Source organism: Flavobacterium sp. T12S277, assembly GCF_048514875.1.
GTDB lineage: Bacteria > Bacteroidota > Bacteroidia > Flavobacteriales > Flavobacteriaceae > Flavobacterium.
Window position 1 is genome coordinate 23,518 of sequence record NZ_JBLYEG010000014.1, and the last position, 25,814, is coordinate 49,331.

The window sequence follows — 25,814 nt, forward strand, 5'->3', positions numbered from 1 at the left end:
AGAAAACCACAGCTTAAAAGATTTTGAGAATTATAAAAAATCCATCAAATCCTTTTATGCTGTGGTAAAAAATAACAGTAAGTTGTGTCGGTTCTTAGTGACTTATCGCCAATAAACTACTGTTTTCCTTTTTTTCCTTCAATGTTGGGAAGTAAACTGGTCAAAACTCCTATCAGGGGTAAAAAAGCACAAATTTTAAAAACATATTCGATGCTTGTAGTATCGGCTAATTTTCCCAGTACAGCAGAACCTAATCCACCCATACCAAAGGCCAGTCCAAAGAAAAGCCCGGCAATTAAACCTACTTTACCCGGAACAAGTTCTGTCGCGTAAACCAGAATAGCTGAGAATGCGGACGAGATAATTAAACCAATAATTACCGATAAAATTCCAGTCCAGAAAAGCGAAACATAAGGCAATAATAGCGTGAAAGGTGCCACTCCTAAAATAGAAATCCAGATAATATATTTTCGCCCAAAACGGTCTCCTAATGCTCCGCCAAACAGCGTTCCTGCGGCTACCGCACCAAGAAAAGCAAAAAGATAAATTTGTGATTCCTGAACAGACAAGTGAAATTTATCAATCAGGTAAAAAGTATAATAACTGGTCATACTGGCCATATAAAAGTACTTGGAAAAGATCAGAACCAGTAAAATCCCTAAGGAGAATATAACTTTTTGTCTGGAAAGCGAATGAGGTTTTTCTTCTGTAACAGCTGATTTGTTTAAAGCTTTAAGATTCAAATGTTCCTGGTACCATTTGGCAATACCGGAAAGGATTACAATACCCACAATCGCCGCTAAGCAAAACCAGATAATGTTAAACTGTCCGTAGGGAACCACGATTATAGCAGCCAGCAAAGGTCCGATGGCACTTCCGGCATTTCCTCCCAGTTGAAAAATCGATTGGGCAAGACCTTTTTTTCCTCCCGAAGCCAAATGGGCAACACGTGAAGATTCAGGATGAAATATAGAGGAGCCGATACCAATTAAGCTTACGGCAAGTAAAATATTAACAAAACTCGAAGCTACGGCTACTGCTGCCAGACCCACAAGAGTAAACCCCATACCAATTGCTAAGGAATAGGGACGTGGTTTTTTGTCGGTATAAAAACCAATAAAAGGCTGCAGGATAGAGGCGGTAAGCTGATAGGTCAGCGTGATAAGACCTACCTCGGTAAAGGTCAGACTGAATTTTGTTTTTAAAATAGGATATACCGCAGGGATAACAGCCTGAAGCATATCGTTGATAAAATGCGTAAAACTGATGGTAAACAAAATTGAGAAAACGGTTTGCTGGGCCAATTGCTTCGATCCGGCTAGTGTATTGGTAAAAGTAGTTTCTGTTTTCATAAGGAATAATAGATCAGATCATCTGATGATTATGAGTAAAAAATTAGTAATTGATATGTCCGATAATTTTTGCAACAGTATTCCATGCTTTTTTAGGGTCCTGTGCAATAATATTTTCTAAAAGTTGATGGTGTACAGCCGACGTTTCCTCGAATATTTTAGTGTCGGTATAAAGATGTAAAAAACCTTTTTTAAGATGTACGGATGCTGATTTGTACAAGTCGGCAAGAATTTCATTTTTTGAAGCTTTGGCAATAGCAATATGAAATTGAATGTCGGCTTCAACACATTCTTCTAAATTACCTTGTTTAGCGGCAATCAATCTGTTGTGTAAATGTTCCTGCATAGCTGCGATATCGTCATTCGTTCTGTTAATGGCCGCTTTTTCAGCAATTTTCATTTCCAGTATTTGTCTGACTTCATCAAGATCCTGAACATTGGCACGCATGATACGCTGATCCATTGGTTCGCGATTGCTCGTAAGTTGTTCTACAAAAGTACCCACACCTTGCTGAATGCGCAAAAAGCCCGAGTTGGCAACGATTTTCATGGCTTCTCGTATGGAGGAACGACCAACACCAAAACTTTTCATCAACTCAGCCTCAATGGGTAATTTTTCATTAATTTTATAATGACCCAAGGTAATTTGCTCCTGAATTTTTGAAGCAACTTCTTCTGCAAGCGATTTTTTTTGGATAAGAGTTTTCATGTATGTATCACATCATCTGATGATTGCAAAAATAAAAGAATAATTGTAGAATCGACCATTATTAACCCTTTTTTAAGATTTAATTGTTGGGCTGATGCCGGTAAAACAAAGCGATTTCAGGGGGTGAAGTATTGCTTTTCAGTTTATTATGTTGAGATGTAGTTCGATTTTAATTGGAAAGCTTTAACAATATAATTGTATAACTTTTCGGGTGAATTATATAAAGTTTCTTGATTTGAATTGTAGATATTTGATACAATTACCCCCAAACCTTTTTTAACTAAATCTATTTCTTATGAAAAATACAAAATCTATTGCGGTTCTTTCGGGACTTTTGTTCACTTTTCTGAGCTGTTCAAATGACAAAGAAGTTGTAACCGATCCGGGCACTATTACAAATCCTGTCGAGGGGAATCCTGCCAATACGACTTACAAACCTGCTTTTGCGGGACAAACCCGTACGAATGGTGTTCAAACAAACACGCCTTATGAGGCAAAGGTTATTACGAGTGCGCTTACAAGTCCGTGGGGCGTTAAAAGTCTTCCGGACGGCCGTTTGCTGATTACGCAAAAAACAGGTACTATGCGTATTGTTAGTACTGCGGGAGTAGTGAGTGATCCGATTACGGGTATTCCTGCGGTTAATGCCGGAGGGCAGGGAGGTTTGCTAGGATTGTGTTTCGATCCTGAATTTGCAACCAATCGAATGATTTACTGGGTTTTCTCGGAAGCAACAGGAGGAGGAAACAACACAGCGGTAGCCAAAGGAAAATTATCTGCCAATGAAAAAACAATCGAAGGGGTCACAGTTATTTATAGAGCAAAACCAGCCAATGCAAGCACTCTTCATTACGGTGGGCGTATTTTATTTGATAAAACAGGGAATTTGGTGGTGAGTACCGGCGAACGTTCAGTTTTAGAGACAAGACCTTTGGCGCAATCTCTTACCTCAGGCCTTGGTAAGGTGGTGAGAATTACAAAAGAAGGGCAGGCAGCATCCGGAAACCCTGTTTTTACTCAGGCCGGAGCATTAGCTGAATTGTATTCCTACGGACACAGAAATCCACAGGGACTGGCACTTCACCCGGTTAGTGGAGAAATTTGGCTGTCGGAACATGGCCCACGTGGAGGTGATGAAATCAACCGTTTAAAGGCTGGAGCAAATTACGGATGGCCTACCATTACATACGGAATTGAATATGGAGGAGATAAAATAGGAGCCGGAATTCAACAGCAGGAGGGTATGGAACAGCCGGTTTATTATTGGGATCCGGTAGTTTCGCCAAGTGGTATGACATTTTACACGGGGAATCGGGTTCCGGAATGGCAGAATAATCTTTTTATTGGGGCTTTAAGCGGAATGCATATTGTTCGTCTTGCCATAGACAATAATAAAGTTGTGGGTGAAGAAAGACTATTGGTGTCAGAAAATCAACGATTCAGAGATATTACCCAAGGAAATGATGGTGCTTTGTATGCGGTTACGGATGGCGGTAAGTTGTATAAAATTGATAAAAAATAAACTTTAGTTGGAATTAGAATAAGCAAGTGCTGTCTTGTGATAGTCTGTAGTAATTCTGATTCATAAAATAGAATTAGCACATAGAAACAGAGGTACAGTATCGATGTTTCTATGTGCTCTTTTTATAACGCCTTCAAACAAACTACAAATACTGCGTTGGTTTTATTTACTTATGGTCTCAATTATTTTTTCACGGTGATTTAAACCCCATTGCACCAGAGTTTCGGTAACTGGCAGCACAGATTTTCCATATTCTGTAACAGCGTATACGACCATAGCGGGCTTGGTTTGCTGTTCAGTTCTGGAAATAAGCAAATTAGTTTCGAGTTCTTTTAGTTCCTTGCTTAACATTTTGGCCGATATACCTTCGATTTCGCGCTGCATTTTTTTAAAATGAATAATCTGATGGGTACGGTTGGTTAGAAAACGTAAAATCATCAGTTTCCATTTTCCACCCAGTACATCGAGACTATCGCGCATTGCCATTAATTCTTCTGAGCAATTGGCTTCCCGAAGCGTTCCGTTATCCTTAATTTTTGCCATACTAGTTTCTCTTAAGTAACCGGTTACCCGGAGTTAACTAGTAGCAAAAATAAGTCATTTGTATACTAATTTCGTAGGATAAATGTATAAAAATGAAAGCAATTGTTTTAGATCAAAAAGGAGAATTCCGGTTGGAGGAAATCAGTACTCCACTGCCATCCGAAAATCAGGTTCAGGTAAAAATTGCCGCTGCGGGTTTTAATCCAATCGATTATCAGATGACCGAAAATGTTATGGAACGTAAATTAGTGCATTCGCCGGTATTAGGACGGGAGTTTTCGGGGATCGTAACGGACATTGGAAAGAACGTTACAGATTTTGCAATTGGGGATGCCGTTTTTTGCGGTTCGGGCAGTATGGGATCAAATGGGACCTATGCCGAGTTTATTTGTATTCCTTCGGAGATTTTGATGCACTTACCTAAGAATGTTTCGTTTGAACAGGCAACTGCAATTCCTTCGGCAGGACTTACTGCGCTACAATGTTTGAATCGTATGCAAGCTCAAACCACAGATTTTATATTCGTAACCGGAGCAGCAGGTGGAGTAGGCGCAATGTTCATAAAACTGCTTTTAGCAAAAGGATATCAAAATGTTATAGTTACGGCCGGAAATGAAAATAGTGTAGAAGCATTACTTGCAATTGGTTTGACTAAAAAACAAATCATTAATTATAAAGAAGACGATGTTTACGAAACGGCTTTGATGCTCCATAACAATCAGAAGTTTGATTTTGTAGTTGATTTAGTGGGTAATGCTATCGCTCTTACAGCAGCCCGATTGCTAAAAACAAATGGCGTTTATGCAGATGTAACCAATTTTTTGACTTCGGAATCGCGTGAAGTGCTTTTTAATAAGGGTGCAACGATTCTCAATATTTCAAACTATGCCTACGGTCTTGAAAAAAGATATGATTATTATAAAAATGGACTGGAGCAGCTGGCTTCCCTGTTGGAACAGCAGTTAATTGCACCGCCTAATATTGAAGTAATGGGCAATTTAGATGTTGTAACAGTTTTAAAAGCACACGCTGTACTTCGCGAAAACAGAACAAATGGAAAGAAATTAATCATGCAAATCAACCCACTATGAAAACAATTCCGAGAAGGATCGTTACAGGAATACGAGAAGGCAAATCGATAATTGAAAAGGATGCTCTGGTGTCTAATGTTTCAGAACATTTTCCGGGACTTATCATATCCGATATCTGGTCAACGGATAGTATGCCTGTTCGCTTAAGTGAGGAAAAGGTTATTGAGAATACGGCTTTTCCTCATACGCCTCAAAACGGAAGTTACTTTCGTTATGTTCAGATTCCGCCGGATGCTTCTCTGGGTATTGTGGCAGCTGAAGGAGAACCGCATCCTTTAATGCATCAAACGGATACGCTGGATTACATCGTTATCCTTTCGGGAGAAATTTATCTGATTGTTGATGAAGGTGAAACATTATTACAGGCTGGGGATATAGTGGTGCAAAGAGGGACGAATCATGCCTGGAGCAATCGATCGGGTTTGCCTTGTATTCAGTTGGCTATTTTATTGGATGCCTTTAGATTTTAGATTAACGATTGCAGATTTTTGATTTCTGATTTGGTATTAGTAAGTACTTAAATGTTATCTATTTTTCAGGTTTTGTAGATCTGAAATCAACGATCATTCTTTCGTTCTCTTTTTATGCTTAAAGTCGATGTTTTTATGGGTTTAATCATTTTGTTAATTGCATGCGAGCAGGTTCATAGTCTATTATTTTGATAGGTTAATAAAAGTTTTACCTATTTATGCTTTAAAATTAAAAATAACTCATTAAATTTGCCGCAGCAATGAGAAAAAAGGACCAGAATATGAACTATGATAACAGCAACATGATGATGTGTTGTGATGCTGTTATGAGGTTAATTGATCTGGCTTGTATATAAAATGATATTATTTATTTAAGAAGCCTTTCATGATTTTTTTGAGAGGCTTTTTTGTTTTTAAACTTGAATTACGAAATGATTGAATTAAAAAATGTCACTAAGAATTTCCATCAGAAAGACCGCGTAGTTTCGGCTTTGTCGGATGTTTCGCTTAGCGTTCCACCAGGGAAAATCTTTGGAGTAATAGGAACGTCGGGAGCGGGAAAAAGCACCTTAATTCGATGTGTGAATTTATTGGAAAGACCCACTTCGGGAGAAATTATTGTGGATGGAAAATCACTAATGTTATTATCAAACGCCCAGCTGGCAATTGAAAGAAGGCAAATTGGAATGATTTTTCAGCATTTTAATTTACTTTCATCGCGTACGGTTTTTGAAAATGTAGCTTTTCCGCTGGAACTTGTGGGTGCTTCAAAATCAGAAATCAAGGTTCGTGTTTTAGAATTATTGGAATTGGTAGGCTTAAAAGAAAAGGCAAACGATTATCCCGCCAGTCTTTCGGGTGGTCAGAAACAAAGAGTTGCGATTGCGCGAACGCTGGCCAATAATCCGAAAGTACTATTATGCGATGAGGCTACTAGTGCACTGGATCCTGCAACTACAAGATCAATTTTAAACTTACTGAAAGATATTAATCGACGTTTGAACATTACGGTCCTGCTCATTACACACCAAATGGAAGTGGTGAAATCGATTTGTGATGAAGTAGCGGTAATTAGTCATGGAAAATTAATAGAGCAGGGAAGTGTCGGGGAAATTTTTGCAGATCCGAAGCACGAACTGACAAAAGAATTTATTGCTTCGTCGTTGCATCTTGATGTTCCGCAGGTCTATCAGGACAGACTGCAAAAGGAAGATGGTGAGGGATTGAATCCGTTACTTAGACTTGAAATGACGGGGAAATCGGTTAACGAGCCTGTTATTTCGGAGGTTTCGCGTTTGTTTGATACGAATTTTAAGATTGTCAGCGCGCAAATGGATCAGGCAGGAGAAGTTAATTTTGGTGTGATGCTGATTGAATTGTCGGGTAAACGCGAAAATTACGATGCTGCGATCCAGTATTTTATTTCAAAACATATTAAAACAGAAATCATAGGTTATGTCTGAATCCATTATTGAATTATTATTGAAAGGTACCTGGGAAACGATAGTGATGACTTTTGTATCCGGTTTTTTTGGCTTTTTGCTGGGACTTCCAACGGGTGTTTTACTTTTTTTGACACGAAAAAATCAAATTTTAGAACAGCCGGTATTGAATCGCTTTTTATCGGTTTTGGTTAATGTTTTTCGTTCGATTCCGTTTATCATCTTAATTGTATGGATGATTCCGTTTACCCGTGGGTTAGTAGGAACTTCTATTGGTGTAAGTGCTGCATTGGTTCCACTTAGTATTGGGGCGGCCCCATTTATTGCACGATTGGTAGAAAATAGTCTTTTGGGACTTCCTTCAGGATTAATCGAAGCAGCACGTGCCTTGGGTGCTACGCCTTTGCAAATTGTATTTAAAGTATTGCTTCCGGAAGCTTTACCTTCTTTAATTAATGCGGCATCGATTACTTTAATCACACTTGTAGGATATTCTGCAATGGGTGGAGCTGTTGGAGCAGGAGGATTAGGACAGGTGGGATATCAGTACGGTTATATTGGTTATGATGCTGTAACAATGAACTCGGTATTGGCTTTGCTGGTAGTTCTGGTATTCCTGATTCAGTTTGCAGGTGACGCATTGTCTAAGCGATTTGATCACAGATAGTGAATTATGTGAGATGTAAAATGTAAAAAGTAAATAGTAAAAAATAAAAAGAATGAGCACTAAAATAAATTTTTTAAAAACAGCAGGAATTGTGGCATTATCAATTGTTGTGACCAATTGCGGAAAAAGTAAAACTAACGACCCACACCATATTAAAGTTGGTGTAGCTGCCGGTCCGGAATATGTGGTGGCGCAAGCTGCTCAAAAAGTTGCCAAAGACAAATACGGTCTTGAAGTAGAACTGGTTTCTTTTAACGATTATGTGATTCCGAACGAAGCTTTGAGTCAGGGGGATATTGACGTTAATGCTTTTCAGCACAAACCATATCTGGACGAGCAATCGAAACAACGCGGATACAAACTGGCCATTATTGCAAAGACCTTTATTTACCCAATAGCGGCTTATTCTAAAAAGATCAAAAGTCTTGCGGAATTGAAAAACGAAAGCACCATTATTATTCCGAATGACCCGACAAACGGAGGTCGTTCTTTGTTGCTTTTGGAGAAAAACGGGTTACTGAAACTTCGTCCGAACGTTGGTTTATTGCCTAAAGTGACAGATATCAAGGAGAATCCGAAGAACTTAAAAATATTAGAATTGGAAGCGCCACAATTGCCACGTGCTTTAGACGATCAGAATGTTGCCATTGCAATTATCAATAATACTTTTGCTTCGCAGGCAGGATTGGTTCCGGCACGTGATGCTTTGTTTGTAGAAGATAAAGATTCACCTTATGTTAACTTAATCGTAAGCCGCGATGACAATAAAAAAGAAGAAAAAATAAAACAATTTGTACAGGCTTTCCAATCTGCTGAAGTAGAACAGGCCGCTGTTCGTGAATTTAAAGGCGGAGCGGTGAAGGGCTGGTAGTTACTTTCTTTAAACCCGATATTGGGTAAAAGTTTTATAATGCGCAATGATCAAAGATCGTTGCGCATTTTTTTTGATTTCTACAGAGGAATTTTGCTTCCTCATCTTGTTTCAAAATTTCGATTTTATCGGAGGGAAGTTTTTGCAATACTCGCGGTTGTTATGTTTTTAGATACGATTATTGCATTAATGCTGTCGAATATTGATTTGTTTGTTTTTTGTAAGTTTTATCTGTTTAGATTTAAATAAGAATATTGTATCACTAATCACTGATCACATTATTAGAGTTTTGATTGTAAAAAGTTACTTAACAAAATACTAACAAGGAAGAATAACTTTGTTAATATTTAATAAAATGAATAGTTCAAAAATCCTTATTTTTTAGTTATTCTTGTAATTCCTAATAAAAAAACAAACAATTTATAATTTATTATATGTCTTATGCTTAAATCTATTTTATTAAGAGTATTCTTCTTTTCGGTTTTAGTTACAAGTTCATTACTGGCGCAAGCCACAAAAGACTTACCCAATTATTTCCCGGTAAGCCCAAACGCGGCTTCATTTGCTAAACAAGGCTTGTTTCCTGTGGATTATTCAACAGGAAAAATAGACATCAGTATTCCGCTTTACACTATTAAAACAAAAGAATTAAAAGTTCCAATTGCGCTTAGTTATAATAGTGCAGGAATACAACTGGATGAGCTTGCTTCCTGGGTAGGACTAGGATGGAATTTAAACGCAGGTGGTGCTGTAGTTCGAAATGTAAAAGGAATTGTTGATAACGGTACTCCTGTCCCAGATCTGCAAAATCTGACTTTTACAGCAGAAAATTACAATTTATTGTACAAGCAATATAATCCTTATAGAGTTGGTGAAGTTGATACAGCATATGATGAATTTATTGTTAATGCACCTGGTTTATCTGGAACTTTTTACTTTGTAAATAACAAAGCCATCTTTAGAGATTTGCAAAATACAATTGTTAAAACGTCAGAAACCAATAATCAATTATTTTCAAAAACACATACATTAGAAATAACTAAAGCAGACGGAACTGTTTATCGTTTTGGAAAGGCGCTTGATGGTTATGATGCAACAGAAACTATTCGTAATAATTCGGGTACCTATAGACCAGATTATAATTTAACATGGTATCTAACAGAAATTATTCCACCTAATGATTCTAGTACCAATGGTGTAATATCTTTTAAATACCAACAACTACAAGAAAACACATTAGATTATCCGGTTGTAATTGGAGAACAATTAGCAGACAATAGAGTACCTAATTATCTTCTTGCGTTGCAATCTGTTTTTCCTAATCCAACGATATCTAATAAGCTATTTTTGACCGCTATCAATTTTAATAATGGTAGCGTTGAATTTACTGCTTCGCGAAACAGGTTGGACTTAGCAGACGATTTAAAGCTTGATAAAATTAGTGTATTTAGTATAAAAGGAAGTACAAAAACAGTAGTGCAGGAATATGGTTTTGCCTATGATTATTACCTAAGAAGTGGTGGGAATACAACTTCGCAGCCTCCTACTCTCAGCGATAATGTTCCTTATTCGTATACCTCTGCAAGAAATATTGCCAGTAGAAATAAGTCACTAAAATTAACTCAACTTACCAATAATGTTCTAAACACAAAACATTCTTTTGAATATGAAGGGACAACCTTGCCTCTTAGAGGTACAACAAAGAAAGATTATTGGGGATACATTAACGACAATAGTGGAAATCTTTCCCCTCCAACTTATATTAAGCGATTAGTATATTCTGAGCCTGCAAGTCCTGATACTTATGTAGGAAATGGTAATAGGAGCTCGAATGAAAATTTAATGAAGTCTGGTATTTTACAAAGAATTAATTATCCGGAAGGGGGGTACTCTGTCTTTGAATTTGAAAGTAACCGATACAATGAATTTGTTACAACCCCTACTATAACTTATCGATCTGAAACGGCAAGGGCGTATGGTAGTGGTTGTACCTATGATTCGGGTCCATCATCACAAATAAAAACTTTCACTCCATCTTCGACTTATATTGGTGGAAGCGGAAAGATAACGTATGGTTTCACAAATGCAACTCAGGAACATGGGCCAAATACTAAAGTGACCTATGATTCAAATACGTATTTCAGACCTGCTCCAGTGGGGTCAGGTTATCCTTCGGGTGGAGGAAGTATGGTAGTAAATTTTGGATCTGGGACTCATACTCTAGGGGCATACGAGTACCGTACAGGAAATGTAGGGGCTAGTGGATGTCCGATTACTTATATAACGGCAAGTTGGGAGGAAAATAGTGGTTCAGTTACCACTTTGGTACCTAAATTCATTGGGGGATTACGTATAAAATCTATCAAATCATATGACGGAAAAAATATAAATCCTGTTGCAGCAAAGCAATATTCATATGAACAGGAGAATCCATTAATTAAGGAAGGGAATGGAAGCTTTGTTCGCTATGTTTTCGACGGAATCAATACTACGGGGGCTTCTTTACCGATTTTTTCCACGACGTCCCTTTTCGATAATAATACAGGAGGGTCACCTGCTATATCCTATGGGAAAATAATTGAAACAGAAAACTCTGGTTTGAATAATGTTCCTAATGGAAAAACAGAGTATTATTATGAAAATATTTCTTCTGAACGTATGTTAGATAATGATGTATCCAGCAGTCCGGTTTTCTTTAAAAGTCCGTTTTTTAATGCCGATGGAACTACCAATCCAAACGCTTTTCATATTGGTTCAAACTTATCTTATTTTTCATTTGTGTTCTTTAAAAATGAGCTATGGAATCAAGGCTCCTTATTAAGAACAGCTGTTTATAAAACTGGCGATACACCAAATACTTTTAAAATCATAAAAAGCACTGTTAATAAGTATGCTGTTCTTAAAAAAACAACATTACCTTATAATATTGTTTTGAATAATTTTTCGGAGGCAGACCAAAGGTTTCCAGGAGATTATCCGCAAAGTTTTGCTTTACCCTATAATCAAGGTAGTGATTATCATTCGTATCTGTTTTATTATGGTATTAGTAAAACCTCACAAGGTAAAAAAGTACTGACCCAAACAACAGAAACAGATTATGACATAAATGAAGTCCCGACTACAGAAAAAATCACAATTTATGGGTATGAGAATCCTGCCCATTATGAGGTAACCAAAACAGAGATCACCAATAGTAAAGATGAAATTTTAAGAACCCAATTGAGTTATCCGCAGGATTTGATTGCAACAGGTCAGACTGCCGAAATGCAAAAATTGGTTGCCCAGAATAAAATTGAGAGACCTATTAAAACAGAGACTTTTTTAAACAACGTGCAAACTTCTGAATCTATAACAAAATACGAACAAAGTCTTACTACAGGAAATGCACTTTTGCCTAAAGAAATTCATTCCTCAAAAGGTGTCGTTGAAACTTTTCCTTTTAATGCTGCCAATAGAAAGATAAATTTTAGTCTATATGATTCTGATGTTTTAAACGGGGTTACGGTTGGAAATGGAAATGTATTGGAGTATGCTCTTGAAAATGGAACTCCCGTATCTATTATTTGGGGGTATAATAAATCGCAGCCTATTGCTAAAATAGAAAATGCGTCCTACAGCCTGGTTGCTGCTTTTGTAGCAAATTTGCAGAATCTCTCCAATACAGGAACAGAAGCGGCTTTAATTTCAGCCTTAAATGCCTTAAGGACTTCTCTACCAAATTGCATGATCACAACCTACACCTATCTTCCACTTGTGGGTGTAAGTACAATTACCGATCCAAAAGGAGACACGATAATTTATACCTATGATGCGGCGGGACGATTACAGTTTGTAAAAGATGCCAAGGGTAATCTTCTTTCTGAAAATCAATATCATTATAAAAACTAAATAGTACGATGAAAAATATCTTCAAACATATCAGCATATTATTGGTTTTGGTATCCTTAAAATCAGTAGCACAGACACCTGAGAACATTATAAAAACTGACTATACAGTCACAGGAACAGAAACTCTGATCGCCACGCAAAGTATTGTTTTAAAACCCAATACTTGGATAAAAGCAGGAAGTACATTTTTAGCCACAATAAACTCAGATGCTTATATTCCCTTGAATTTGAGCAATGAGAATTATATTTACACCAGAACATTTCAAAGTCCTATGACAAGTAGTACGGGAATCTTGAGTAATAAAGATGTTCTCGAATCTATCAGTTATTTTGACGGACTTGGCAGACCAATACAGAATATTGCAATTAAAGCTTCTCCTTTGAAGCTGGATATTGTAACCCCTATTGTATATGATGGTTTTGGTAGGCAAGAGAAAGATTATCTTCCTTATTTTGAACAAACAGGTGCTTTGGCATCTTATAGACCTGGTGCCGAAGTCAATGCTAATGGTTATTACAGCACGAACTATCCTACCGAAATTAATAGTTTGGTCCCTAATCCGTATTCTCAAAAAAAATACGAAGATTCACCTCTTAATCGTGTTTTAGTACAAGGAGCTCCCGGAAGTGCATGGGCATTAGGCTCTGGTCATGAAATAAAGTTGGATTATCTGGCCAATACTGCTTTAGACAATGTTAAACTTTTTACGATTTCAACAAGCTGGAACCCGGCTTCAGGGCTTTATGATGTTGCTTTAGGAAACAGCTCAGGAAACATTTTTTATGGCGCCAATAAATTGTATAAAAATGTGATAAAGGACGAGAATTGGAAATCAGGGACAAATCACACAACAGAAGAATTCAAAGACAAACAGGGAAAAGTACTACTTAAAAAAACATACGGGACATCAGTAGTAAATCAAACAGAAGTTAGTGTAGCCCATGAAACTTACTACGTCTACGATGATTTTGGCAATCTAACTTATGTAATTCCTCCAAAAGCAGATGGATCTGTAACAACTGCTGTCCTGAATGATCTTTGTTATCAATATAAATACGATGATCGAAACAGACTTGTGGAGAAAAAACTTCCTGGAAAAGACTGGGAATATATTGTCTATGACAAACTCGACCGACCTATTCTGACTCAGGATGCCAATTTAAGAGCCCAGAATAAATGGATGTTTTGCAAATACGATGCTTTTAGCAGACCTGTTTATACTGGGGAATATGTGAATACTACAGCAACAAGCCGGGCAGCAGTTCAGGTATTGGCAGGAGGAACGATGCTGTTTGAAAATCGTTCTGCTTCAGCAGTAGCCGTTGGCGATACTTATGTTAATTATAGCAATACGGCTTTTCCAACAAGCAATATTACCCCATTTGTCATTACTTATTACGATGACTATGCCAATGTTGATTTAGACGGAGGTACAGCTGCCACATCATACAATATTACGCCTATTAACAATCCCAAAGGACTTGCAACTGTAACAAAAATTAGAATTTTAGGGACATCACTTTGGACAACTAATGTAAATTATTACGAGGCCAAAGGAAGAACAATATACAGCTATAGTAAAAACAACTATTTATCTGCAATAAATACAGTTAAAAATCAGTTTGATTTTATTGGAAAAATATTGGAAACTACCACAACGCACCAAAAAGCTTCTGGCAACGTTATCACAATAACAGATGCATTTACTTACGATCACACAGGAAGAGTGCTCTCGCAGAAGCAAAAAATAAACGGTCAGGCTCAGGAGAATATTGCTACTAATAGTTATGATAAGTTAGGACAGTTGCTTACTAAAGATGTTGGAGGTACAGGGGCAAGTCTGCAGACTATTAATTACAAATACAATATTAGAAGCTGGTTGAAAAGTATTAACGATGTAAATACCATTGGAACCGATTTGTTTGCTTTTCAAATTAATTACAATGATTGTGATAATCGTTCTGTTGGATTGTTTAATGGAAACATCAGCCAGACATTTTGGAAAACGAGCAATAGAGATACCGATTTAAAAGGCTATTCGTATGGTTATGATGAACTCAACAGGTTGATTGCTGCAACGGGAGATTTAGAGGACCAGCAGGAAAAGGTATCATATGACAAGAACGGAAACATAATGAGTCTATATAGAACAGGAAATATGCCCAAAAATACAGGAACCTCTAAAAAGACGATGCAGATCTGGGATAATTTGGCCTATACCTATGATAATGGGAACAAACTTCTAAAAGTAGAAGATAGTGAGAGTTTATATACAGGATTTAAAAATGGAGCCAATCTCCCGGTGGAGTATACCTATGATGATAATGGCAACATGAAAACCGACGCGAACAAAGGGATTACGACAAATATAATATACAATTATTTAAATCTTCCTACACAAATTACACTTCCAGGAGGAACGATTAACTATGCGTATGATGCCATTGGTACAAAACAGCGTAAAGTAGTAAGTGGTATTACAACCGATTATGCCGGAGGCTTTCAATATGAGAATAATGTATTGCAATTTTTTTCGCAACCGGAGGGATATGTAAAGCAAAACAACGGAGTTTTTGAATATATTTACCAGTACAAAGATCACTTAGGCAATGTTCGTTTGAGCTACAACAAAAACCTGGGCATCGTAGAAGAAAACAATTATTATCCTTTTGGATTAAAACAAATGGATGGAAATAATGTTGTAAACTCACTAGGAAATGCCACGGCTAATAAATATAAGTATAACGGCAAGGAGCTACAGGACGAACTTGGGCTTGACTTTTATGATTATGGAGCCCGTAATTACGATGCTGCATTAGGACGATGGATGAATACTGATCCTCTTGCTGAGACATCACGACGTTTTTCGCCATACACTTACGCTCTTAACAATCCTGTATTTTTTATTGACCCTGATGGGATGGAAACTAAAAATTCGTATGTTCATGATAGTCAAAATATAAATGGAAGGCATCAAATGTGGTCAGACAGACATCCGGGCTCTTTTGCTAATGAAAGTAGTAATTCTTCTATGTTTACTAATCCTGAATTATCAATGGATGTATTACAAACTACATCCGAAAAATCTATTGCAACTGCAGATAATTTAGAAGAAGTTAGTATGGAAGATGATGAACCTCCTGTGAGTTTCTTTGGAAAGCGTGATAGCTCTTTTTGGCACAATCTGTTTAATAAAGATTTTAAGAAGTATGCATGGACTGAAGGCGATGGGGTTTTCAGAGTATATGGGCATGGTTGGTTAAGTCTTTTATGGGATGATACTGGTACAAAAGATGAAAAAGTATATAACCCTAAAATATTTAATGATAAAATGTCCAAGAAAAGCGCAAGTTGGGCTAAAGCTATGAAAGAACATAAAGAAATTACACTAGTACTTTATGTTTGCTCTTCAGGGTCTCCTAACGGAAAATCTATAGCCCAAAAAATTTCTAAAGCATATGATAATGTTACAGTTATTGCGTTTGATGGTTATGTAATGTATAGTCCTACAGGGGTAATAACCGGAATTAGTAAGGAATGGCCTGTTGATGGCCGTGGTGATAATCAAGGTGAGCAAGTAACATACAAATCAGGAAATGAAGTTCCTGGCTCGAGAACAAAAAAATTTAAAAAAATATAAATAATGAAAACATATATATTAATTATTGTGCTATTATTGTTTTCTTGTAATAAGCAAAAGGAAAAGATAAATAGTCAAAAAACTTCTTCTTCTTCTTCTTCTTCAAATTATGAGAAGTATTACAACAACAAAATAGAAGCTAAAAAACTTGCTGATAGCGCTTTAAAAAATGGAAATGAAATTTTATATGTCGAAGCATTTAAGAAATATGTTTCGATCAATTGTTATGAAGACTTTTTGTATTATTCGATAAAAATGTCTGAAAAATATGATTTTGGAGATGCCTACTTTGACACGTTTTATTTATTAACGCTTCGTGAAAATGATAGTGCCATAAGAGTAAACAAATTAGCCAATTATTACTTGTTTAAGGCATACGAAAAGAAAAATGCTAATGCTGAATATGAAGTTAATGAAATGTACGCAAACTTAAAACCTATGCCAAAATCCTCTGATTTTTTACTTAAAATTGCAAAAGAGCATTGATTTATGTAGTGATATTTGAAATTCAGATATTTAAAGTTATTTTTTATAATTAAGGGAATTCCCCGCTCCTCAAAGTATTCACCTGAAAAGCTGCGTAATCCGCTCTCCGAAGAGTTCAATTGAATAGCTGCGCAAATGTCTTTGACTTTGCGCTTTTTTTTGTTTTTAGAAATTGTAGGCATCTTGAAAGTCCCTGACTTTTTTAATTATACTTCTTGAGGAGATTAGTTATAAGACTTGTTTCAAAATTGTTTTAGAGTCGGAGACTTTAAGATGTTTACGTTTTTTAAATATATTTGTTTGGAGTAGCACAAAGTCAGAGACATTTGCGCAGCGTGAGCAGAGTTCTAGCATAATTGAGAACACTTAGCAGAGCGGGTGTCTAAAAAATCTGAAAGTCCAATAAGAATAAATTAATTATGAAAAATTATTCGAAAGTAATATTGTTGTTTATTTTATTATTTAAAAGTTTTGATATTTTTTGCCAGCCAATTAATTATTACTATAAAGATAAGACCATTTCAAAAGATTATATAATATCTGGAAAAAGTAAAATTAAGTTTTCTAATAGTAAATATATTGTGCAACAAATCAAGATGAATAATGCATTTGTTAAGTTTTGTGCAGCATATAAGGATAGCTTAAGTACAGAAATTATATCTTCACTTATCATTTTTAATGTTCATGAAAAGAAAATCATTAATATAAGTATGTTGAATGTTGATTTTCAGTTAAATAGCATTGTTAATGAATTAATTGCAACTGTCTTTAAATCCATTCAGTTGAAAAAATACCCAGAAAATGATGTTCTGATTGGTTTTTATGTGCACTTTATTCCAAAATCAAAAGAGACTAATATTGAATTTGTTGAATTTCGAGATGATAAGTATTATAGTATTTTTAGAAATACATTTAAATTAAATTAATATTGTGTTAAAAAAAAGATAATCTATCAGTAGTGTTGATGAAATTAGGAGTACTAGAATTCCCCCGCTCTCCGAAGAGTTCAATTGAAAAGCTGCGCAAATGTCTCTGACTTTGCGCTTTTTTTGTTTTTAGAAATTGCAGGTGTCTTGAAAGTCCCTGACTTTTTTAATTATACTTTTTGGGGAAATTAGTTATAAGACTTGTTTCAAAATTGTTTTAAACTCATAGACTTTAAGACGTTTACGTTTTTTAAATATATTTGTTTGGAGTAGCACAAAGTCAGAGACATTTGCGAAGCGTTTATAGATTGTTTAAGGAACACTTAGTGGAGCGGGAGACACCGACTTTTTCAACAAAAGGAATGAATTTTAATCCAAATTTAAATTATGAAAAAATTAAAGGGACAAGAAGTAAGCCCTTGTAGTATATTAATATTATGTGTTTTATTATTTAATTGCCAAAATAATAGTCAATTAGAACAAAGGAAAGATATAATTTCTAATATAAAAGAAAAGGAACATCTAAGTAAAGAGAATTTTTTTAAGTGCACTACAGCTAAAGATACAATTTTTAAAAACGGTGATTATATTAAATTTATACCAGTTAACAAAAGTTATGGTATTGAAATAAAAATGAATAGAATGGTTGATACACTTGATAATTACTCATTTGATTGTGATTCTTACAATGGAATGATTCCAAAAGTCTTGTTTAAAACTGATTATATTGCTCTGGGCCAAGGTTCAAGTACTAATTATAGATATTTAATAATCTGCAATTTAAACAATGAATTAGGTAAGATTGATGTTAACAAATTCGAAACAGAAATTGTAGAAAAGCCGGAAAACGAAATTTTATTTTTTAAAATAAATCACAACGCTTTTATGTTTAATAAGAAAAAAGGAAAACTATTTTTTGCAAAATTACCAAGCAAGTTTTTCAATCTTAAAGTTCAAAAATTTGAATTATATAAGAATAAGGTTGTAATTATTTTTACGCAAGGAGATTCATTAACTTATAAATTAAATGAATTTGATAAATTATCAAATTAGGTCTTAAATGTAAAGCTAAGAATTTTATCCTCTAATAGTCTTTTGTTTTGTAATGCTAAAACCTATAAAATAATCAACAAATGTCAATGTTATGAGTATTGGCTTTTTTTGTATTTTAGCCTTGTGTAAAAATAAAACACTCCTATCAATTGCGTAAAACCAACCCTATTTAGTTGTATTGATGACATTTTATCGAACTGACCACAAATAAAAAAAGACCAAAATATTTCACCAAAAAAATGAACTGCTTAAACTGTAACAACGAATTAAATTCTAATTTTTGTCCAGACTGTGGACAGCCCAAAACACTCAAAAGGATCAACGGACATTATATCGTTCACGAAATTGAACACGTTTTACATTTTGAACGTGGAATATTATATACCATTAAAGAACTTATAACAAACCCGGGGCAAAATATCAGAAATTATCTTACTGAAAACAGAAGTCGATTGGTTAAACCTATCATTTTTATTATTGTTACTTCCTTAATTTATTCCGTAAGTAATCATTTTTTTCATTTTCAGGATGGTTATATGAGTTTCCTTGACAGTCAAAAAACGACAACAAGTACTATTTTAAAATGGGTTCAGGTGAATTTAGGTTATTCCAATATAATGATGGGGATATTTATTGCATTGTGGACAAAACTATTTTTCAAAAAACGAGATTATAACATATTTGAAATATTAATTCTTCTCTGTTTCGTAATGGGAATAGGGATGTTAATTTACGCCATTTTTGGACTTGTTTACGGTCTGACACATTTAAATATAATGCAATTTGCCGGAATTGCGGCATTCATATACTCCACTTGGGCTATTGGGAATTTTTATGACAGAGGAAAAGCATCTTCCTACGTTAAAGCCTTTTTTGCCTACATTTTAGGAATGATAACATTTTCATTGGCCATTATACTTGTTGGAACATTCATTGATTTAGTAATACATTAAAAAGTTTCATTTGCCTTTGGCTTTCAAAGGCAGAGTAGTATTCCAGAGCTGTTGATGATAGTTATAGACTTTCCTCTTTTTAAACAATGGATTTACTACTCAAGCAAACAAATTTCAAAACTGGTTTTGCCTTTTTCGTTCCGATGAGTGATATAGCCGCCATGTGCCTCAATGATATTTTTGGAGAGCGTTAAACCAATGCCGGCGCCTTCTGTTCGGGTGGTGAAAAAAGGAAGGAATACTTTGTTTTCAATCTCTTTTTCGATTCCGCTTCCGGTATCGGTAATTTTAATGAAGACTCTGTTTTCTTTGATTTCAGCCGACACAGCTACGGTCTTTTTTGTGGCATCTTTTAGAGCATAGATACAGTTGGTCAAAAGGTTAATAAAAACCTGTTCGATTTGCTGAGAATCGATCGTGATCCAGTGTTTGGAAGTAATGGTGTTGATCACTTCAATGCCTTTTTCCTTGAACAGGGGAGCTATAATCTGAAGACAATTGTGCATCAGAAGCTGTAAGTCAGCTTTCTCTTTTTTGGGACTTGGCAGCATGGCCAGTTTTCGATAGCCTTCAACAAACTTTTGCAGATGATCGCTTCGTCTGAGCATGGTTTCAACGCTATTTTTGACATCTTCTAAATCTTCAGCCGACATGGTATCCTGATCGACCAGATCTTGTAAGTTCTGACAGATCGAGCGAATTGGCGTGATCGAATTTAGAAGCTCATGCGAAATGACTTTCATTAAATTGACCCAGGCATCTTTCTCTTTTTTCTCTACAACATTCTGAATAGAATCCAGTAAAACGATAAAATAATCTTTTCCGAAAATTTCTGTTCGCGAAGCCTGCAAAACAAAGGTCTGCATGTTTTGTTCTCTTACACGAATTTCTAAGGAAGTTTTGATTTCCTGAAAATCATCAGCTTCAATAATCTCGCACAACGAGGGTAGCTGATCTTTGAGGTATTTCCATTTGGACACTTTTGGAACACTAAAATGGGAAGAAAAATAATCGTTCATCAAAAAAATATCCCATTCTTTTTCTTCTTTTTGCAGAATGACAATCCCGGTTTCAATATTGTTTAAGATCGAACGATAAACAATGTCTTTGGATATCTGCTCATTTTGTTTGCTTTTTAGAGTATCGTACAAGAGAAATAATTCGTGATAATTTTTATTGTATTTATGCTGCGAAAAGTCTGAGCCGAAATCATTTTGTAGTATAGAAGAGATCGTTCTGTTGTAGAGTAAAACAAAATTGCGAACATAAAAGTACATTTCGCGGACAAGCAGAAAGACTACAAAAAGGCCAAATATTCCCGTAAAGAGCAACTCCTTCTTAAAAAAATACAGAGAGATTTCGATCATGGCAACAATCATGATCAATCTTAAAAACAGCAGTTTATAGGTTTGGAAGGTTCTAAACATATTAGTTGATATTGATGTTGTACTTTTCTAAACGACGGTACAAAGAACCTCTGGACAAGCCCAATTCTTCGGCCGTTTTGCTAATGTTATTGTTGTTTTTGAGCAGAGCTTTTTCGACCGCAGCTTTTTCAACGGAAGAAAGCTGAATATCGTCGGGATTTTCATCGTATGGGGTTATGATCTCTAAATCTAAATCGGACGTAGTTATTTTATTGTTTTCACACAGAATAACGGCACGTTCAATTTTATTCTCCATTTCCCTGATATTTCCATTCCAGGCGTGCTTTTCAATTTGTTCGAGCACTTTTTTATCAAACTGAATGGCAGTCCGGTCGTATTTGGCACTCATTTTATCGAGTAGGTAATGAGCCAGCGGAATTTTATCTTCGTTGCGCTCCCGCAAAGGAGGCAGAACGATTTCCATCGTATTGATACGATAATACAAATCTTCTCTAAAGTTTTTATCAGCAACTTCCAGCTTCAGATTGAGATTGGTTGCTGTGATGATGCGCACATTTAAGGGACGCGCTTTGGTTTCTCCCAGCCTAGTCACCGTTTTTGTTTGAATTACCTGCAGCAATTTCGATTGTAAATGCAAGGGCACATTTCCAATTTCGTCCAAAAATATAGTTCCGTTTTGTGCCATTTCAAAACGTCCGGGTGTATCCGTTTTGGCATCTGTAAAAGCACCTTTGGCATAACCAAACAGTTCGCTTTCAAAAATATTAGCGTTTAAGGCTCCCAGATCAACCGCTACAAAAGGATTGTTTTTCCTTTCAGACTGGCTGAAAATATGGTGCGCCAGAACAAATTTACCGGTTCCGTTTTCACCTAAAATAAGCACGTTGGCATCCGTTTTTGCGACTTTGTCGGCGAGAGAATAGGATTTTTTGATGATTTCGGAAGTACCTATAAAAAAGTCATTTTCAATTTCGGCATTCCTGGTTTTCTTTTGTTCTTTTCGGGATTTGTCGACAGCCTGTTTGACAGATTCCAGCAGTTTTTTATTTTCCCAGGGTTTTAAGATATAATCAAAAGCACCTGATTTTAAGCCTTCAACAGCGGTTTCGACTTTGCCAAAAGCGGTCATTAAAATCACAACGGTTTTTGGTGAAAGCGTTTTAATTTCCTTCAATAAATACAAACCTTCTTTTCCGTCTTCAAAACCTATTCTGTAATTCATATCCAATAAGACCACATCAATGCTGTTTTTTGCCAATAATTCGACAATTTTTTTCGGATTATTGAGCGTATAAATGTCTTCAAAATACTTTTTCAGGAACACTTTCGACGCAAAAAGGATGTCTTCCTGATCGTCTATGATTAATATTGCAGCATTTGTCTTTTTCATTTTTGTTCGGTTTTGGACGAAAGCTGTCCATTATTGGACACTTTTGAATTCTTTTAAATAATAAAAAATTTAAAATTAGGCAGTTACAAATTTTAAGTTTTTGGCATGAAAATCACATTACCATTAACAAATCATCAAATAGTAGAATCATTATTGCTGGTAAATGTAACAAAAATAGATATTTATAGATTATGTTATCTATTATCTTAATTTAGGATCTGTTTTTTACTTCGGCAATAAAATTCTCAGAGAGAAAAACAAACATCAAAAAGAAATTATTATGATCAGGATTAAAGAGCTTTCAAAAATTTTCAGAACCGAAGAAGTAGAGACAAAAGCTTTAAGCGAAATTTCATTAACCATTAACGAAGGCGATTTTGTGTCGATCATGGGACCATCCGGAAGCGGAAAATCAACGTTGTTGAACATCATCGGATTATTAGACAGCGCTTCGGGTGGAAGTTACGAATTGTTAGGACAGGAAATGATTGGGCTGAAAGAGAAATTTAAATCGAAAGCCAGAAAAGAAAATATCGGATTCATTTTTCAGAATTTTAATTTAATTGATGAATTATCCGTTTTTGACAATATCGAATTGCCGCTGATTTATAATAATGTTCCTTCGGCAGAGCGAAAGAAAAAAGTACAGGAAATTGCCACTATATTAGGCATTGCGCATCGTTTGAAACATTATCCGCAACAACTTTCGGGAGGGCAGCAGCAGCGTGTGGCCGTTGCAAGAGCGCTAATTAATGACCCGAAAATTATTTTGGCCGATGAGCCTACAGGGAATCTGGACAGTAAAAATGGTAACGAAGTAATGGAGTTATTGACAGATCTTCATGCAAGCGGTGCGACAATTTTGATGGTAACACATTCGGATTATGATGCTTCGTTTTCGCAAAAAACAATTGTGATGAAAGACGGAGTGATTCTTTCTGAGAAAGTGAATCATAGAAATGTAGATGTTTTAGTAAACAATTCAATCAACTAAATCATGCTAAAGAACTGGATCAACATATTTATTTATCACATCAAAAACAACAAAGTTTTTACAGCTTTGAATGTTTTGGGGTTGAGTATTGGAATTGCAGGATTAATTTTTGCCATTTTGTATTGGAACGATGAGCAATCATACGATCAATGGAATCCGAATAAAGACGAGATATTTTTAGTAGCCAATAAAATGAATCCTACGACCTACTGGTCTTCAAGTTCGGCAGCAGTAGGGTCGGCGATACAAACTGTGAGTCCTGAAATAGAATCTTTTTGTTATTTGAGCGGAGACTACGATGATGATATACTTTATTTTAATGGTAAAAAAGTGCAGTCAGACAGGATTACCATAGCTCAAAAAAACTTTTTTGAATATTTTCCTTTTGAGTTTACAGAAGGCAGTCAAAAAGGGGCATTACCGGATGTAAACAGTATCTGCTTGTCAGAAGATTTGGCTTTTAAACTTTTTGGAAACGAAACGGCTTTGGGTAAAAAAGTTGTTTTGCGAAAAAAAGCCTTAATTGTGAGAGGCGTTTATAAACTGGATCAAAAATCGGCTTATAATCCTGCCTGTGTGGTTAATTTTATGGAGGAACAAATTAAGGCAAACATTCAGTTTTGGGGGAATTTTCAGTATGTTTTATTACTGAAACTGAAAAATCCGGAGCATCAAAAACAAGTAACGAACAATCTGGAAAAGCTGTATTTAGAAAACCTGACGTTTCGTTTCGCCAAAGAACAGGGGATTAGCCCTAAGGAATTTATTCGTAAATATGGTGAAGTAAAACCTGTTTTAGAACCCTTATCGTCAGTACGGCTGCATACAAAAACCGGAGGTTTGACAGAAGGGAAAGGTAATTTCCAGTTTTTGCTTACTATGGTAGGATTGTCAGTTTTAATTCTGCTGCTGTCTATCGTAAATTATGTTAATTCCGCTACGGCAAATGCAGTGAAGAGAGCTAAGGAGGTTGGAGTTCGAAAAATTATAGGGGCTTCAAAGTATGCTATAATTCAGCAGTTTGTTTTTGAAACAGCTATAATCTCGTTATTTGCCATTCTGGTATCATTGGTTATTGTCGAGATTTCGTTACCGTATTACAATGCCTTTTTAGAAAAATCGCTCGTTTTGCAAAGCGGTCAGTTTTACCTGCAGCTAGTGGCAATATTTTTTATCACGGTTATACTGGCAGGTATACTTCCGGCGGTTTACGTTTCTAATTTTGAGCCGTTAAAGGTGTTGAAAGGAAATTTTGGACGAAGTAAAAACGGGATCTGGCTTAGAAACGGAATGCTGATCTTTCAATTTGGGATAGCTGCATTCTTTATTATCGGATCTTATATTGTTTATCAGCAGATAGAACATATGAATTCGAAGGATCTGGGTTTTAGTGGAAAGCAGGTGTTGAACATTTCCTATAAGAATATCTATGGTGAGAATATTACCAATAAAGACCGACTGAACCGATACAATACCATTAGAAATCAATTACTGCATATAAAAGGAGTGAAAGAAGTTTCGGGAGGCGGTTTTATTTTGGGAAATGGCCCGAAATCGGTTATATCTTATCATTATAAAGATAAAAATGTAGACGGAAACAACATACCCATAGATTTTGGACTGCTCGAAATGCTGAAAATAAAAATGGTTAAAGGACGTTATCTGAATCCAAAATTTGCTCAGGATACGGTCAATAGTATGTTGATTAACGAGACTGCATTAAAGTTACTAAACGAAAAAGATCCGATAGGTAAAAAACTAAACTGGAATGGTCAACAAGTAATAATTGCAGGAGTGGTAAAAGATTTTAATCTGATGAATCCCGGTGAAGCTATTCCTCCCATGTCATTTTTACATTTTAAAACAGTGCCTTGGTTTACGGAACTTTTGAACAACATTTATATCACTGTCGACCCCAAAACAATGAAGCAAACTTTGGCAGACATTGAAAAGATGTGGACCAAAAAAGTGGATACAGAATACCCGTTTTCCTATGATTTTGTCGATAAAGAATACAAAAGATCCTATAGTAATTATGTAAAGCAAAAAAATCTGTTCTCCTTACTAAACATCATCGTTATCATAATTGCGCTTTTTGGGTTGTTTGCCCTTGCTTCGTACTCTATTGAACGCCGCATGAAAGAAATCGCCATTCGAAAAACGCTGGGTGCCGAAACCAATGTTTTGCTAAAAGAACTTTGTAAACAATATGTAGTTTTCAGTGTCATCGGGTTTTTAATAGCACTGTTCCCGGCTTATTATTTACTCAACAAATGGTTAGAGAATTTTGCCTATAGAATTACAATTTCCATTTATCCTTTTTTAATTGGATTTACTGCTTTATTGACCTTAACGTTGTTGGTGGTACTTACAAGAGCATATCAGGCAACCAAAATAGATGTTTTGAAATACTTAAAATACGAGTAAC

19 protein-coding genes are annotated in these 25,814 nt (G+C 35.7%); 14 read left to right on the top strand and 5 right to left on the bottom strand.

What is annotated here, in order from left to right; all coding sequences use genetic code 11:
- Window positions 1-116 precede the first annotated feature (116 nt).
- Both ACN1CN_RS18215 and ACN1CN_RS18220 read right to left on the bottom strand, forming a co-directional pair.
- Window positions 117-1,352 carry an MFS transporter gene (locus ACN1CN_RS18215; protein WP_291285714.1) on the bottom strand — a complete coding sequence of 412 codons (1,236 nt, stop codon included), beginning with the start codon at window positions 1,350-1,352 and terminating at the stop codon, window positions 117-119.
- Between the two features lie 43 nt (window positions 1,353-1,395).
- Entirely contained in the window at window positions 1,396-2,061 is a 666-nt protein-coding gene (locus ACN1CN_RS18220; protein ID WP_419136637.1) for a FadR/GntR family transcriptional regulator, read from the bottom strand.
- A gap of 295 nt (window positions 2,062-2,356) precedes the next feature.
- On the opposite strand from ACN1CN_RS18220, the gene ACN1CN_RS18225 reads away from it, so the two are divergent.
- Window positions 2,357-3,583, top strand: coding sequence for a PQQ-dependent sugar dehydrogenase (locus tag ACN1CN_RS18225; protein WP_419136638.1), 1,227 nt, complete (start codon window positions 2,357-2,359; stop codon window positions 3,581-3,583).
- A gap of 162 nt (window positions 3,584-3,745) precedes the next feature.
- On the opposite strand, the gene ACN1CN_RS18230 is transcribed toward ACN1CN_RS18225, so the two are convergent.
- On the bottom strand, window positions 3,746-4,126 hold the full coding sequence (locus ACN1CN_RS18230) for a winged helix-turn-helix transcriptional regulator (RefSeq protein ID WP_264524269.1): 381 nt from the start codon (window positions 4,124-4,126) through the stop codon (window positions 3,746-3,748).
- Window positions 4,127-4,218: 92 nt separating this feature from the next.
- On the opposite strand from ACN1CN_RS18230, the gene ACN1CN_RS18235 reads away from it, so the two are divergent.
- The 11 genes from ACN1CN_RS18235 to ACN1CN_RS18285 all read left to right on the top strand — a co-directional run bounded on the left by ACN1CN_RS18235 (window position 4,219) and on the right by ACN1CN_RS18285 (window position 19,614).
- A complete protein-coding gene (locus tag ACN1CN_RS18235) occupies window positions 4,219-5,217 on the top strand; it encodes a quinone oxidoreductase family protein (protein ID WP_419136639.1) in 999 nt (332 codons plus the stop codon).
- The gene (locus tag ACN1CN_RS18240) at window positions 5,214-5,687 is read left to right on the top strand and encodes a cupin domain-containing protein (RefSeq protein ID WP_419136640.1); all 474 of its coding nucleotides are present in this window, start codon (window positions 5,214-5,216) and stop codon (window positions 5,685-5,687) included. Before ACN1CN_RS18235 ends, ACN1CN_RS18240 begins: the two co-directional genes overlap by 4 nt.
- Window positions 5,688-6,118: 431 nt before the next feature.
- Window positions 6,119-7,150 carry a methionine ABC transporter ATP-binding protein MetN gene (gene metN, locus ACN1CN_RS18245; protein ID WP_419136641.1) on the top strand — a complete coding sequence of 344 codons (1,032 nt, stop codon included), beginning with the start codon at window positions 6,119-6,121 and terminating at the stop codon, window positions 7,148-7,150.
- On the top strand, window positions 7,143-7,796 hold the full coding sequence (metI, locus tag ACN1CN_RS18250; protein WP_264524265.1) for a methionine ABC transporter permease MetI: 654 nt from the start codon (window positions 7,143-7,145) through the stop codon (window positions 7,794-7,796). Before metN ends, metI begins: the two co-directional genes overlap by 8 nt.
- 52 nt (window positions 7,797-7,848) lie before the next feature.
- Window positions 7,849-8,667 carry a methionine ABC transporter substrate-binding lipoprotein MetQ gene (gene metQ, locus ACN1CN_RS18255; protein ID WP_419136642.1) on the top strand — a complete coding sequence of 273 codons (819 nt, stop codon included), beginning with the start codon at window positions 7,849-7,851 and terminating at the stop codon, window positions 8,665-8,667.
- A 441-nt stretch (window positions 8,668-9,108) separates the two neighbouring features.
- Window positions 9,109-12,555: an RHS repeat domain-containing protein gene (locus tag ACN1CN_RS18260; protein ID WP_419136643.1), complete on the top strand. Its 3,447-nt coding sequence runs from the start codon at window positions 9,109-9,111 to the stop codon at window positions 12,553-12,555.
- A gap of 8 nt (window positions 12,556-12,563) precedes the next feature.
- Window positions 12,564-16,196, top strand: a complete 3,633-nt coding sequence (locus tag ACN1CN_RS18265) for a DUF6443 domain-containing protein (protein WP_419136644.1) — start codon at window positions 12,564-12,566, stop codon at window positions 16,194-16,196.
- A gap of 3 nt (window positions 16,197-16,199) precedes the next feature.
- Complete coding sequence (locus ACN1CN_RS18270) at window positions 16,200-16,682, top strand: hypothetical protein (protein WP_419136645.1); 483 nt, start codon at window positions 16,200-16,202, stop codon at window positions 16,680-16,682.
- Between the two features lie 419 nt (window positions 16,683-17,101).
- A complete protein-coding gene (locus tag ACN1CN_RS18275; RefSeq protein WP_419136646.1) occupies window positions 17,102-17,608 on the top strand; it encodes a hypothetical protein in 507 nt (168 codons plus the stop codon).
- A gap of 387 nt (window positions 17,609-17,995) precedes the next feature.
- Window positions 17,996-18,661, top strand: a complete 666-nt coding sequence (locus tag ACN1CN_RS18280) for a hypothetical protein (protein WP_419136647.1) — start codon at window positions 17,996-17,998, stop codon at window positions 18,659-18,661.
- 239 nt (window positions 18,662-18,900) lie between these two features.
- Window positions 18,901-19,614 (top strand): DUF3667 domain-containing protein, encoded by a 714-nt coding sequence (locus ACN1CN_RS18285; RefSeq protein ID WP_419136648.1) that lies wholly within the window; start codon window positions 18,901-18,903, stop codon window positions 19,612-19,614.
- Between the two features lie 95 nt (window positions 19,615-19,709).
- Here ACN1CN_RS18285 and ACN1CN_RS18290 read toward each other — a convergent pair whose 3' ends face one another.
- Window positions 19,710-21,041 (bottom strand): sensor histidine kinase, encoded by a 1,332-nt coding sequence (locus ACN1CN_RS18290; RefSeq protein WP_419136649.1) that lies wholly within the window; start codon window positions 21,039-21,041, stop codon window positions 19,710-19,712.
- A gap of 1 nt (window position 21,042) precedes the next feature.
- Window positions 21,043-22,392: a sigma-54-dependent transcriptional regulator gene (locus tag ACN1CN_RS18295; RefSeq protein ID WP_419136650.1), complete on the bottom strand. Its 1,350-nt coding sequence runs from the start codon at window positions 22,390-22,392 to the stop codon at window positions 21,043-21,045.
- A 280-nt stretch (window positions 22,393-22,672) separates the two neighbouring features.
- Between ACN1CN_RS18295 and ACN1CN_RS18300 the strand changes: the two genes are divergently transcribed.
- On the top strand, window positions 22,673-23,386 hold the full coding sequence (locus ACN1CN_RS18300) for an ABC transporter ATP-binding protein (protein ID WP_419136651.1): 714 nt from the start codon (window positions 22,673-22,675) through the stop codon (window positions 23,384-23,386).
- 3 nt (window positions 23,387-23,389) lie between these two features.
- Window positions 23,390-25,813: an ABC transporter permease gene (locus ACN1CN_RS18305; RefSeq protein ID WP_419136652.1), complete on the top strand. Its 2,424-nt coding sequence runs from the start codon at window positions 23,390-23,392 to the stop codon at window positions 25,811-25,813.
- Window position 25,814 lies beyond the last annotated feature (1 nt).

Excerpts from the sequence above, each read along its gene's own strand:
- ACN1CN_RS18215 (WP_291285714.1), bottom strand. The coding sequence starts at position 1,352 with ATGAAAACAGAAACTACTTTTACCAATACACTAGCCGGATCGAAGCAA.
- ACN1CN_RS18220 (WP_419136637.1), bottom strand. The coding sequence starts at position 2,061 with ATGAAAACTCTTATCCAAAAAAAATCGCTTGCAGAAGAAGTTGCTTCA.
- ACN1CN_RS18225 (WP_419136638.1), top strand. The coding sequence starts at position 2,357 with ATGAAAAATACAAAATCTATTGCGGTTCTTTCGGGACTTTTGTTCACT.
- ACN1CN_RS18230 (WP_264524269.1), bottom strand. The coding sequence starts at position 4,126 with ATGGCAAAAATTAAGGATAACGGAACGCTTCGGGAAGCCAATTGCTCA.
- ACN1CN_RS18235 (WP_419136639.1), top strand. The coding sequence starts at position 4,219 with ATGAAAGCAATTGTTTTAGATCAAAAAGGAGAATTCCGGTTGGAGGAA.
- ACN1CN_RS18240 (WP_419136640.1), top strand. The coding sequence starts at position 5,214 with ATGAAAACAATTCCGAGAAGGATCGTTACAGGAATACGAGAAGGCAAA.
- metN (WP_419136641.1), top strand. The coding sequence starts at position 6,119 with ATGATTGAATTAAAAAATGTCACTAAGAATTTCCATCAGAAAGACCGC.
- metI (WP_264524265.1), top strand. The coding sequence starts at position 7,143 with ATGTCTGAATCCATTATTGAATTATTATTGAAAGGTACCTGGGAAACG.
- metQ (WP_419136642.1), top strand. The coding sequence starts at position 7,849 with ATGAGCACTAAAATAAATTTTTTAAAAACAGCAGGAATTGTGGCATTA.
- ACN1CN_RS18260 (WP_419136643.1), top strand. The coding sequence starts at position 9,109 with ATGCTTAAATCTATTTTATTAAGAGTATTCTTCTTTTCGGTTTTAGTT.
- ACN1CN_RS18265 (WP_419136644.1), top strand. The coding sequence starts at position 12,564 with ATGAAAAATATCTTCAAACATATCAGCATATTATTGGTTTTGGTATCC.
- ACN1CN_RS18270 (WP_419136645.1), top strand. The coding sequence starts at position 16,200 with ATGAAAACATATATATTAATTATTGTGCTATTATTGTTTTCTTGTAAT.
- ACN1CN_RS18275 (WP_419136646.1), top strand. The coding sequence starts at position 17,102 with ATGAAAAATTATTCGAAAGTAATATTGTTGTTTATTTTATTATTTAAA.
- ACN1CN_RS18280 (WP_419136647.1), top strand. The coding sequence starts at position 17,996 with ATGAAAAAATTAAAGGGACAAGAAGTAAGCCCTTGTAGTATATTAATA.
- ACN1CN_RS18285 (WP_419136648.1), top strand. The coding sequence starts at position 18,901 with ATGAACTGCTTAAACTGTAACAACGAATTAAATTCTAATTTTTGTCCA.
- ACN1CN_RS18290 (WP_419136649.1), bottom strand. The coding sequence starts at position 21,041 with ATGTTTAGAACCTTCCAAACCTATAAACTGCTGTTTTTAAGATTGATC.
- ACN1CN_RS18295 (WP_419136650.1), bottom strand. The coding sequence starts at position 22,392 with ATGAAAAAGACAAATGCTGCAATATTAATCATAGACGATCAGGAAGAC.
- ACN1CN_RS18300 (WP_419136651.1), top strand. The coding sequence starts at position 22,673 with ATGATCAGGATTAAAGAGCTTTCAAAAATTTTCAGAACCGAAGAAGTA.
- ACN1CN_RS18305 (WP_419136652.1), top strand. The coding sequence starts at position 23,390 with ATGCTAAAGAACTGGATCAACATATTTATTTATCACATCAAAAACAAC.